Origin of the sequence: Citrobacter sp. CK189, from assembly GCF_030333505.1 — a bacterium.
Taxonomy (GTDB): domain Bacteria; phylum Pseudomonadota; class Gammaproteobacteria; order Enterobacterales; family Enterobacteriaceae; genus Citrobacter_B; species Citrobacter_B koseri.
Map to the genome: position 1 here is coordinate 48,451 of NZ_JAOWFV010000039.1, position 10,879 is coordinate 59,329.

Below are 10,879 nucleotides of genomic sequence, written 5' to 3' on the forward strand. Positions count from 1 at the left end.
TGGCTATTCGAAGGGGTAGGTTTGCCGGACTTTGTCGTGTGAACCTCAACAATTGAAAACGTTTGGGTGTTCACCAACGTGTAACTATCTATTGGGTAAGCTTTTAATGAAAACTTTTACAGCTAAACCAGAAACCGTAAAACGCGACTGGTACGTTGTTGACGCGACCGGTAAAACTCTGGGCCGTCTGGCTACTGAACTGGCTCTTCGCCTGCGCGGTAAGCACAAAGCGGAATACACTCCGCACGTCGATACCGGTGATTACATCATCGTTCTGAACGCTGACAAAGTTGCTGTAACCGGCAACAAGCGTACTGACAAAGTGTACTATCACCACACCGGTCACATCGGTGGTATCAAACAAGCGACCTTTGAAGAGATGATTGCTCGCCGTCCTGAGCGTGTGATTGAAATCGCGGTTAAAGGCATGCTGCCAAAAGGCCCGCTGGGTCGTGCTATGTTCCGTAAACTGAAAGTTTACGCTGGCAACGAGCACAACCACGCGGCACAGCAACCGCAAGTTCTTGACATCTAATCGGGATTATAGGCAATGGCTGAAAATCAATACTACGGCACTGGTCGCCGCAAAAGTTCCGCAGCTCGCGTGTTCATCAAACCGGGCAACGGCAAAATCGTTATCAACCAACGTTCTCTGGAACAGTACTTCGGTCGTGAAACTGCCCGCATGGTAGTTCGTCAGCCGCTGGAACTGGTCGACATGGTTGAGAAACTGGATCTGTACATCACTGTTAAAGGTGGTGGTATCTCTGGTCAGGCTGGTGCGATCCGTCACGGTATCACCCGCGCTCTGATGGAGTACGACGAGTCTCTGCGTTCTGAACTGCGTAAAGCTGGCTTCGTTACTCGTGACGCTCGTCAGGTTGAACGTAAGAAAGTCGGTCTGCGTAAAGCACGTCGTCGTCCGCAGTTCTCCAAACGTTAATGGGTTTCTGCTCCGGCAGATTACCATTGGCGAAAAAACCCGCTTCGGCGGGTTTTTTTATGGAAAAAATGCGCGTGTGTCCAAAGTAATCCTCTGATTGCCACCTCTTTTTCCCCATTTCCAGAATCGACTCACCACAAAGGTCACAAAATCTGGTAAACTATCATCCAATTTTCTGCCCAAATAACGGGTATTGTTCATTTTTTGTTTGCTTTTTGAACAATAATGACTTTTCCGCAGGCGGGTGACATAACTTCTGGCTGGCCACGCGGTGGCTGGTAGCAGTAAAAATTCTGAATATACCTGGAGGTTTTCATGGCTGTCGCTGCCAACAAACGTTCGGTAATGACGCTGTTTTCTGGTCCTACTGACATCTATAGCCATCAGGTCCGCATTGTGCTGGCGGAGAAAGGTGTTAGTTTCGAGATCGAGCATGTGGAGAAGGATAACCCACCTCAGGATCTGATTGACCTCAACCCGAGTCAGAGCGTACCGACCCTGGTGGATCGTGAGCTGACCCTGTGGGAATCTCGCATCATTATGGAATACCTGGATGAGCGTTTCCCTCATCCGCCGCTGATGCCGGTTTACCCGGTTGCGCGTGGCGAAAGCCGCCTGTACATGCACCGTATCGAAAAAGACTGGTACACGCTGATGAACGTCATCGTGAACGGGTCCGCTTCTGAAGCTGACGTTGCGCGTAAACAACTGCGTGAAGAGTTGCAGGCGATCGCGCCTGTGTTTGGTCAAAAACCGTATTTCCTGAGCGATGAGTTCAGCCTGGTTGATTGCTATCTGGCGCCGCTGCTGTGGCGTTTGCCGCAACTGGGTATTGAGTTCAGCGGTGCGGGCGCTAAAGAGCTGAAAGGCTATATGACCCGCGTCTTTGAACGTGACTCGTTCCTCGCTTCTTTAACTGAAGCTGAACGTGAAATGCGCCTCGGTCGGGGTTAATCAGTATGGATTTGTCACAGCTATCCCCACGCCGTCCATATTTGCTGCGTGCATTCTATGAATGGTTGCTGGATAACCAGCTCACGCCGCACCTGGTGGTGGATGTGACGCTGCCTGGCGTGCATGTCCCTATGGAATATGCGCGCGACGGGCAAATTGTTCTGAACATTGCTCCCCGTGCGGTTGGGAATCTGGAGTTGGCCAACGACGAAGTGCGTTTCAACGCGCGCTTTGGCGGCGTCCCGCGTCAGGTCTCCGTGCCGCTGGCTGCGGTACTGGCGATCTATGCGCGTGAAAACGGCGCAGGCACAATGTTTGAACCTGAAGCCGCTTACGATGAAGACGTCGCCAGCTTAAATGATGACGATGTAACGCCGGGCGCGGAGAGCGAAACGGTCATGTCCGTGATTGATGGTGATAAGCCCGATCATGATGATGACAACAATCCTGATGACGATCCGCCGCCGCCGCGTGGTGGTCGACCCGCATTACGCGTAGTGAAGTAACCAAGACAGACAGGCCCTGAGGGCCTGTTTTTTTTCACGCCTGCCACGATTTCACCCCACTTTCGATCCTGTGATAGGATGGCTTTAGTTGCTGTTTTCCTCGACTATTTACATAATGGACGCTATGAACGCATTTGATTCGCAAGCAGAAAATTCTCCGCCAACCATCGGCCGTAGTTTGCGCAGCCGTCCGCTGGCGCGTAAAAAACTGTCGGAAATGGTAGAAGAAGAGCTGGAGCAGATGATTCGTCGCGGTGAATTCGGCGAAGGGGAGCAACTGCCGTCTGAGCGGGAGTTGATGACCTTCTTCAACGTGGGCCGCCCGTCGGTGCGTGAAGCGCTTGCCGCGCTCAAGCGTAAAGGTCTGGTGCAAATCAATAACGGCGAACGCGCCCGCGTGTCGCGGCCTTCTGCTGATACCATCATCAGCGAACTTTCCGGCATGGCGAAAGATTTCCTCTCGCATCCCGGCGGTATCGCCCACTTTGAGCAACTGCGCCTGTTCTTTGAATCAAGCCTTGTGCGCTATGCGGCGGAACACGCGACGGATGAGCAAATTGATCTGCTGGCGAAAGCCCTGGAGATCAACAGCCAGTCGCTGGACGATAACGCGCTCTTCATTCGTTCCGACGTCGAGTTTCACCGCGTGCTGGCGGAAATCCCCGGCAATCCGATCTTCATGGCGATTCATGTCGCGCTGCTGGACTGGCTGATCGCTGCGCGTCCTGCGGTCTCCGGGCAGGAGTTACATGAGCATAATAGCGTGAGCTATCAAGAACATATCGCTATTGTCGATGCCATTCGTCGGCGCGATCCAGATGAAGCTGACCGCGCGCTGCAAACCCACCTCAATAGCGTATCCGCCACCTGGCACGCCTTCGATCAAAAGAAAAAATTGCGTTAGCGATCGCGATCCTGACGATCGTTTAGTGAAGTAGATCGCACTCTGTGCGTTCTGTACTGGGGTGCTGCTTATTTGATCTGGTATAACAGGTATAAAGGTATGTAGTCAGATAACACTAATCATCGACAGAGGTCGTTATGGCAAAAGATTTACGAGGCGTAATGCCAGCGTTGTTAACTCCTTTTGATAACCAGCAGAAACTGGATATTGAGAGCCTGCGCCGTCTGGTGCGTTTCAACATTGCGCAGGGCATTGATGGGCTGTACGTCGGCGGCTCGACCGGAGAAGCGTTCGTTCAGAGCCGCGCAGAAAGAGAGCAGGTCCTGGAAATTGTGGCGGAAGAGGCGAAGGGCAAAGTGACGCTGATTGCCCATGTCGGTACGGTCAGTACCGAAGAGAGCCAGCAACTGGCCAGCGCGGCGCATCGTTACGGTTTTGATGCCGTTTCCGCCGTGACGCCGTTTTATTATCCGTTTAGCTTTGAAGAGCATTGCGATCACTACCGCGCCATTATCGATTCCGCTGAAGGATTGCCGATGGTGGTGTACAACATTCCTGCGCTGAGCGGCGTGAAGCTGACGCTGGATCAAATCAACACGCTGGTCACGCTGCCCGGCGTTGGCGCGCTGAAACAAACCTCCGGCGATCTCTATCAGATGGAGCAGATCCGCCGTGCGCATCCTGATCTGGTGCTCTACAACGGTTATGACGAAATCTTCGCTTCCGGTCTGCTGGCAGGCGCAGACGGGGGCATCGGCAGCACTTACAACATTATGGGCTGGCGTTATCAGGGGATTGTTAAGGCCTTGCAGGAAGGCGATGTAGCGAAAGCGCAGCATCTGCAAACCGAGTGCAATAAGGTCATCGATCTGCTCATTAAAACCGGCGTATTCCGTGGGCTGAAAACGGTGCTGCACTACATGGACGTGGTCTCCGTACCGCTGTGCCGTAAGCCGTTTTCGCCGGTTGATGAGAAGTATCTGCCTGAACTGAAAGCGCTGGCGCAGCAGTTAATGCAGGAACGCGGTTGACCGGTTGCCGGATAGCGCTAACGCTTATCCGGCCTACAAAATATGAAACGTAGGCCGGGTAAGGCGCGGCGAAGCCGCCATCCGGTAAAGCGACAATAAAAATCGTCGGGAGAATGAAAAATGAGTACTTCTACCCAGAATATCCCGTGGTATCGCCATCTCAACCGGGCGCAGTGGCGGGCATTTTCCGCCGCCTGGCTGGGATATTTGCTTGATGGTTTTGATTTTGTGTTGATTGCTCTTGTTCTGACGGAAGTGCAGGGCGAGTTTGGGTTAACGACGGTTCAGGCGGCCAGCCTGATCTCGGCGGCGTTTATTTCCCGCTGGTTTGGCGGGCTGATGTTGGGCGCAATGGGTGACCGCTATGGCCGACGTCTGGCGATGGTCACCAGTATCATTCTTTTCTCTATGGGGACGCTGGCCTGCGGTTTTGCGCCCGGCTATACCACCATGTTTATCGCCCGTCTGGTGATCGGTATGGGAATGGCGGGCGAATATGGCTCCAGCGCCACCTATGTCATTGAAAGCTGGCCGAAGCACTTACGTAATAAAGCCAGTGGATTCCTGATTTCCGGTTTCTCCGTCGGGGCGGTCGTGGCGGCGCAGGTTTACAGCCTGGTGGTTCCGGTCTGGGGCTGGCGCGCGCTGTTCTTCATTGGCATTCTGCCGATCATTTTCGCGCTCTGGCTGCGTAAAAACATCCCTGAAGCGGAAGACTGGAAAGAGAAACACGAAGGCAAAGCGCCGGTGCGCACGATGGTAGATATTCTCTACCGGGGCGAACATCGCGTCGTCAATGTGCTGATGACGATCGCCGCCGCAACCGCGCTGTGGTTCTGCTTTGCGGGCGACCTGCAAAACGCGGCGATCGTGGCGGTGTTAGGGTTACTGTGCGCCGTTATCTTCATCAGTTTTATGGTGCAAAGCAGCGGCAAGCGCTGGCCAACGGGCGTGATGCTGATGATCGTGGTGCTCTTTGCTTTCCTCTATTCATGGCCGATTCAGGCGCTGCTGCCAACGTATCTGAAAACTGAACTGGCTTACGATCCTCACACCGTTGCGCAGGTGCTTTTCTTTAGCGGCTTTGGGGCGGCAGTCGGCTGCTGCGTGGGCGGTTTCCTCGGCGACTGGCTGGGTACGCGTAAAGCCTACGTTTGCAGTTTGCTGGCTTCCCAGGTGCTGATCATTCCGGTATTTGCGATTGGCGGCGCAAACGTCTGGGTACTGGGTCTGCTACTGTTTTTCCAGCAGATGCTGGGGCAGGGGATCTCCGGGATCTTACCGAAACTCATTGGCGGTTATTTTGATACTGACCAGCGAGCGGCAGGTCTGGGCTTTACCTATAACGTCGGCGCACTGGGCGGCGCGCTGGCCCCTATCCTCGGGGCGCTGATCGCACAGCGTCTGGATCTGGGCACCGCGCTGGGATCGCTCTCCTTCAGCCTGACCTTTGTGGTGATCCTGTTGATTGGGCTGGATATGCCGTCCCGCGTACAGCGCTGGCTGCGTCCTGAAGCATTACGTATGCATGATGCTATCGACGGAAAACCATTCAGTGGGGCCGTGCCGTTTGGCGGCGACAAAAGCGCCTTTGTAAAAACCAAAAGCTGATGAGGTTTGCCCGGCCAGTTTGCCGGGCGACCTGCGTAAGGAAGTGGATATGTCGTTATTTGAACAACTGGATAAAAACATTGCCGCCAATGGCGGGTTGATTGTCTCCTGCCAGCCGGTTCCAGGCAGCCCGCTCGATAAACCGGACATCGTGGCTGCGATGGCGCTGGCGGCGGAGCAGGCTGGCGCCGTCGCGCTACGCATTGAAGGCGTGGACAATTTGCGGGCGACCCGTGCGCTAGTCTCCGTACCGATTATCGGTATTCTCAAGCGTGACCTTGACGACTCCCCGGTACGCATCACGCCATTTCTTGAGGATGTGGATGCGCTGGCACAGGCCGGGGCGGATATTATTGCGGTTGACGGTACTGACCGTGTACGTCCGGCGACCGTCGATGCGCTGCTGGCGCGTATTCATCAGCACCAGTTGCTGGCGATGACCGACTGCTCGTCACTGGAGGATGGCTTAGCCTGTCAGCGGCGTGGCGCGGAACTTATCGGCACCACGCTGTCGGGATACACCACGCCGGACACGCCAGACGAACCTGACCTCGCGCTGGTCAAAGTCCTGCATGATGCAGGATGCCGGGTGATTGCCGAGGGGCGTTACAACACGCCGGCACAGGCCGCTGAAGCCATGCGTCACGGCGCGTGGGCGGTGACGGTGGGATCTGCCATTACGCGGCTGGAACATATTTGTCAGTGGTACAACACGGCATTGAAAAAGGCGACGTCATGAGCACGCTGGCGATCGATATTGGCGGCACCAAGCTGGCTGCCGCGCGGGTGGATGATGATTTACGCATCCGCGAACGACGTGAATTGCCGACCCCCGCCAGCAAAACGCCGGATGCGCTGCGAGAGGCGCTAAAAGTGCTGGTTGAACCGCTGCAAACGACCGCGCAGCGGGTGGCGATAGCCTCTACCGGCATTATCAGAGAAGGCGCGCTACTGGCGATAAATCCGCATAACCTGGGTGGTCTGCTGCATTTTCCGTTGGTGCAGACGTTAGAAGATCTTACCGGTCTGCCGACGCTGGCGGTGAATGACGCGCAGGCGGCGGCATGGGCGGAATACCATGCCCTTACGTCTGATGTCCGCGATATGGTGTTTATTACCGTGTCGACCGGCGTTGGCGGCGGCGTGGTGAGCGACGGCAGATTGCTCACCGGGATGAGCGGTCTGGCCGGGCATCTGGGGCATACTCTGGCCGATCCGCAGGGGCCGGTTTGCGGTTGCGGCCGACGCGGCTGTGTGGAGGCTATCGCCTCAGGACGCGGCATCGCGGCAGCGGCGCAGGGTTCCCTGGCCGGGTGCGACGCCAGAACTGTCTTTGCACATGCGGCGGCCGGGAACGAACAGGCTGTGCGTCTGGTTCAGCACTCCGCGCAGGTTGTCGCGCGGTTAATTGCCGATGTTAAAGCGACAACGGATTGCCAGCAGGTGGTTATTGGCGGCAGCGTAGGGTTAGCTGAGGGATATCTGGCGCAGGTACGCCACTTTCTGGCGCAGGAGCCGGCGGTTTATCAGGTGGCGTTGAGCGCAGCGCATTACCGACATGACGCGGGGCTACTGGGTGCCGCGTTGTTAGCTCAGGGAGATAAATGATGTTGATGGGAGAAATTCAGTCGTTACCGTCTGCCGGGCTGCATCCGGTATTGCTGGATGCGTTAACCCTGGCGCTGGCGGCAAGGCCGCAGGAGAAAATGCCCGGGCGCTACGAATTGCAGGGCGACGATATGTTTATGAATGTGATGCAGTTTGCCACGCAGTCGCCGCAGGAGAAAAAAGCGGAGCTGCATGTGCAGTACATCGACATTCAGCTGTTATTGACGGGTGAGGAGCGCATTCTGTTTGGCGTAGTCGGGTCAGCGTGCGAATGCGAGGAGCTGCATGGTGAAGAGGATTACCAGCTTTGCCGCCGTATCCATGAACAGCAGTCCATTACGCTGACACCGGGGATGTTCTCCGTGTTTATGCCGGGGGAACCCCATAAGCCCGGGTGTATGGCTGGCGAGCCAGGGGAGATTAAGAAAGCTGTAGTGAAGGTGCGCGCCAGCTTATTAGAGGCATGAAAATACCGGATGGTTTATAGCCATCCGGTGTAACGCTTTATATCTCCCGATAGAGCATAATCCCGTCAGTCGAGTTGTTGAAAATTCAGCTCGTGACGCAGTGCTTTTCCTGATGTGCAAAGTAAATTGGTTATTCAGTTGATTCAACTTGCTGTGCAGTCAGTGCTATTTGTGAACGAATGAGCTCATCTGCCAGTAGTTTTTCGTCAGGCAACTGCACTTTGTACTCGCTCGCCATGATGGTATTCGGCAGGCCGTTTAGCGCGTAATGCGCTTCCCCCGCGCCTTTTCCTGCGCACAAAACCAACCCGACGGGCGGGTTTTCTCCCGGCATTGTCCAGTGCTCTTTGGCATAGTTCAGGTACATATTCATCTGCCCGGCATCCGCATAACTGAATTTGCCGACCTTCAGGTCAACGAGCAACAGGCAACGCAAGCGGCGATGGAAGAACAACAGATCGACGCGGAACCAGCTATCGTCTATGCGTAATCGGCGCTGGCGGCCGACAAAAGCAAAATCGTCACCAAGTTCCAGCATAAAGTCCATCAGGTGACTGAGCAGCGCTTCTTCGAGATCCGACTCGGAATACTCGTCCCTCAGGTTAAGAAATTCCAGAATGAACGGGTCGCGTATGGCTCGCTCCGGCAAGACTGTTGGCTCGGCGGGCGCAGGCTGCTGCAACATGGCGGATTTGTCATGGGACAGTAGCGTCCGTTCGTAGAACTGGGTGAAGATTTGCCGATCGAGTTGCCGCACAGACCAGCCGTTACGTAGCGTCTCTTTCTCGTAAAAAGTGCGGGCATCGGGATTTTTTACCGATAGTAAACGCACGTAAGCTGACCAGGGAAGCGGAAAAACTTTAGCGAGTTGTATCAAATGTGAAGATTCCGCAGACACTGTCTGCGGAATTTCAATATACTGAAAACATAGATAAAATGTTCTCATTTGCCACAGATTCCTGGTGGAAAACCCACGCTTATAGCGCTGGCTTAAATCTGCGGATAACCGCTCAATGAGTTGAATACCATAAGCCGCTCGTGCTTCGCCGCCTTGTTCAAACTCGACAATTCTCCTGCCGATTTCCCAGTAGGTTGCCGTCATCAAAGCATTAATACTGCGGACGGCCTCGGTATGGGCATTGTCCACTAATCGAATAATACCGTCATGGATTTGCTGATAATCGTCAGCGTGTTGAAGTGGTGTTGGTACAGTCATGTCATCCCTGGCGCGATAGTTGCGAAATGAAAAATATATCGCTACCAATACGCTTCAGGCATATCCCGGTCAATCCAGGAGAGGTGTATTACATTGAGTTACAGCTGTATTTGCGAGTGGCTTTCGAAGAATGAATTCGCATGTATTTAGCAGAGAAATATTGGCTCCCCATCCATCAGCGTCAGGCTGTGGCAGGGGAGCCAGAAGTATTACACTTCCAGGTAGTTCAGGATACCGTCTGCCGCTTTACGGCCTTCGGCAATTGCCGTGACCACCAGATCCGAGCCGCGCACGATGTCGCCACCGGCGAAGATTTTCGGGTTGCTGGTCTGGAAGGCGTTTTCATTGCCTTCCGGCGCGATAATCCGCCCCTGGGAGTCCAGCTCCACGCTGTGTTTCGCCAGCCACGCCATGCTGTGCGGGCGGAAACCAAACGCCATTACCACCGCATCTGCCGGGATCACATGCTCGGAACCGGCGACGATTTCCGCACGACGACGACCTTTCGCGTCCGGCGCGCCCATTTCGGTACGCACCATCTTCACGCCGCTTACTTTACCGTTGGCATTCACTTCTACGCCCAGCGGCTGCACGTTGAACTGGAATTCGACCCCTTCTTCGCGCGCGTTTTTCACTTCGCGTCTGGAGCCTGGCATGTTCTCTTCGTCACGACGATAGGCGCAGGTGACGTGCGTCGCGCCCTGGCGAACCGAGGTACGCACGCAGTCCATCGCGGTGTCGCCGCCGCCCAGTACCACGACGCGTTTGCCTTCCATACTGACGAACGGTTCGTCAGTGGTTTCGCCAAAGCCCATGATCTGTTTGGTGTTGGCAATCAGGAACGGCAGGGCATCGAACACGCCGTCGGCATCTTCGTTTTCCAGCCCGCCGCGCATTGATTGATAGGTGCCAACGCCGAGGAACACCGCATCGTACTCTGCCAGCAAGTCGTCCAGCTGCACGTCGCGACCCACTTCGGTATTCAGTTTGAACTCAATGCCCATGCCGGTGAAGATCTCACGACGGCGGGTCATCACCTCTTTTTCCAGCTTGAAAGCCGGGATGCCGAACGTCAGCAGACCGCCGATTTCCGGGTGACGGTCAAAGACCACCGCCTTCACGCCGTTACGGGTGAGTACGTCGGCACAGGCCAACCCTGCCGGGCCCGCGCCGATAATCGCCACGCGTTTGTCTGTCTGACGCACGCCAGTCATGTCCGGGCGCCAGCCCATTTCGAACGCTTTATCGTTGATATAACGCTCGATGTTGCCGATAGTCACTGCGCCGAACTCGTCGTTGAGCGTACAGGAGCCCTCGCACAAACGATCCTGCGGGCAGACGCGGCCGCACACTTCCGGCAGCGTGTTGGTCTGGTGAGACAACTCCGCCGCTTCGAAAATACGTCCTTCGTTCGCCAGCTTCAGCCAGTTCGGGATGTAGTTATGTACCGGGCACTTCCACTCGCAGTACGGGTTGCCGCAGGAGAGGCAGCGATCCGCCTGCGCTTTGGCCTGGCCTTCGGAAAACGGTTCGTAAATTTCAACAAACTCGATTTTGCGGATCTTCAGCGCCTTCTTCGGCGGATCAACACGTTGCAGGTCGATAAATTGGTATACGTTCTGACTCATTGCTCTACCCC

The 10,879-nt window shown here is 55.2% G+C and carries 12 protein-coding genes; 10 read left to right on the forward strand and 2 right to left on the reverse strand.

The window, feature by feature from the left end; translation table 11 throughout:
* Positions 1-106: 106 nt before the first annotated feature.
* From rplM to nanQ, 10 genes are all read left to right on the forward strand, one after another.
* On the forward strand, positions 107-535 hold the full coding sequence (gene rplM / locus OGV83_RS15900) for a 50S ribosomal protein L13 (protein WP_000847556.1): 429 nt from the start codon (positions 107-109) through the stop codon (positions 533-535).
* A gap of 15 nt (positions 536-550) precedes the next feature.
* A complete protein-coding gene (rpsI, locus tag OGV83_RS15905; RefSeq protein ID WP_000829818.1) occupies positions 551-943 on the forward strand; it encodes a 30S ribosomal protein S9 in 393 nt (130 codons plus the stop codon).
* Positions 944-1,258: 315 nt separating this feature from the next.
* Positions 1,259-1,897, forward strand: a complete 639-nt coding sequence (sspA, locus tag OGV83_RS15910; RefSeq protein ID WP_012135361.1) for a stringent starvation protein SspA — start codon at positions 1,259-1,261, stop codon at positions 1,895-1,897.
* A 5-nt stretch (positions 1,898-1,902) separates the two neighbouring features.
* Positions 1,903-2,403, forward strand: a complete 501-nt coding sequence (gene sspB / locus OGV83_RS15915; RefSeq protein ID WP_012135360.1) for a ClpXP protease specificity-enhancing factor — start codon at positions 1,903-1,905, stop codon at positions 2,401-2,403.
* A gap of 115 nt (positions 2,404-2,518) precedes the next feature.
* The gene (gene nanR, locus OGV83_RS15920; protein ID WP_012135359.1) at positions 2,519-3,307 is read left to right on the forward strand and encodes a transcriptional regulator NanR; all 789 of its coding nucleotides are present in this window, start codon (positions 2,519-2,521) and stop codon (positions 3,305-3,307) included.
* A 137-nt stretch (positions 3,308-3,444) separates the two neighbouring features.
* Positions 3,445-4,338 (forward strand): N-acetylneuraminate lyase, encoded by an 894-nt coding sequence (nanA, locus tag OGV83_RS15925; RefSeq protein WP_012135358.1) that lies wholly within the window; start codon positions 3,445-3,447, stop codon positions 4,336-4,338.
* Between the two features lie 120 nt (positions 4,339-4,458).
* Positions 4,459-5,949, forward strand: a complete 1,491-nt coding sequence (gene nanT, locus OGV83_RS15930) for a sialic acid transporter NanT (RefSeq protein ID WP_012135356.1) — start codon at positions 4,459-4,461, stop codon at positions 5,947-5,949.
* Positions 5,950-5,998: 49 nt separating this feature from the next.
* Entirely contained in the window at positions 5,999-6,688 is a 690-nt protein-coding gene (locus OGV83_RS15935; RefSeq protein ID WP_286464060.1) for an N-acetylmannosamine-6-phosphate 2-epimerase, read from the forward strand.
* Positions 6,685-7,557, forward strand: a complete 873-nt coding sequence (nanK, locus tag OGV83_RS15940; RefSeq protein ID WP_114848373.1) for an N-acetylmannosamine kinase — start codon at positions 6,685-6,687, stop codon at positions 7,555-7,557. Before OGV83_RS15935 ends, nanK begins: the two co-directional genes overlap by 4 nt.
* Positions 7,557-8,024, forward strand: a complete 468-nt coding sequence (nanQ, locus tag OGV83_RS15945) for an N-acetylneuraminate anomerase (protein ID WP_286464295.1) — start codon at positions 7,557-7,559, stop codon at positions 8,022-8,024. The genes nanK and nanQ overlap by 1 nt, the downstream gene beginning before the upstream one ends.
* Positions 8,025-8,154: 130 nt before the next feature.
* On the opposite strand, the gene OGV83_RS15950 is transcribed toward nanQ, so the two are convergent.
* The gene (locus OGV83_RS15950; protein WP_286464062.1) at positions 8,155-9,240 is read right to left on the reverse strand and encodes a PDDEXK nuclease domain-containing protein; all 1,086 of its coding nucleotides are present in this window, start codon (positions 9,238-9,240) and stop codon (positions 8,155-8,157) included.
* Between the two features lie 209 nt (positions 9,241-9,449).
* Positions 9,450-10,868, reverse strand: coding sequence for a glutamate synthase subunit GltD (gltD, locus tag OGV83_RS15955; protein ID WP_012135351.1), 1,419 nt, complete (start codon positions 10,866-10,868; stop codon positions 9,450-9,452).
* Between the last annotated feature and the right edge of the window lie 11 nt (positions 10,869-10,879).

Bases quoted from the DNA above. Each gene is read 5' to 3' on its own strand.
- gltD (WP_012135351.1), bottom strand. From the start codon at position 10,868: ATGAGTCAGAACGTATACCAATTTATCGACCTGCAACGTGTTGATCCG.
- OGV83_RS15950 (WP_286464062.1), bottom strand. From the start codon at position 9,240: ATGACTGTACCAACACCACTTCAACACGCTGACGATTATCAGCAAATC.
- nanA (WP_012135358.1), top strand. From the start codon at position 3,445: ATGGCAAAAGATTTACGAGGCGTAATGCCAGCGTTGTTAACTCCTTTT.
- sspB (WP_012135360.1), top strand. From the start codon at position 1,903: ATGGATTTGTCACAGCTATCCCCACGCCGTCCATATTTGCTGCGTGCA.
- rpsI (WP_000829818.1), top strand. From the start codon at position 551: ATGGCTGAAAATCAATACTACGGCACTGGTCGCCGCAAAAGTTCCGCA.
- nanR (WP_012135359.1), top strand. From the start codon at position 2,519: ATGGACGCTATGAACGCATTTGATTCGCAAGCAGAAAATTCTCCGCCA.
- nanK (WP_114848373.1), top strand. From the start codon at position 6,685: ATGAGCACGCTGGCGATCGATATTGGCGGCACCAAGCTGGCTGCCGCG.
- OGV83_RS15935 (WP_286464060.1), top strand. From the start codon at position 5,999: ATGTCGTTATTTGAACAACTGGATAAAAACATTGCCGCCAATGGCGGG.
- nanT (WP_012135356.1), top strand. From the start codon at position 4,459: ATGAGTACTTCTACCCAGAATATCCCGTGGTATCGCCATCTCAACCGG.
- nanQ (WP_286464295.1), top strand. From the start codon at position 7,557: ATGTTGATGGGAGAAATTCAGTCGTTACCGTCTGCCGGGCTGCATCCG.
- sspA (WP_012135361.1), top strand. From the start codon at position 1,259: ATGGCTGTCGCTGCCAACAAACGTTCGGTAATGACGCTGTTTTCTGGT.
- rplM (WP_000847556.1), top strand. From the start codon at position 107: ATGAAAACTTTTACAGCTAAACCAGAAACCGTAAAACGCGACTGGTAC.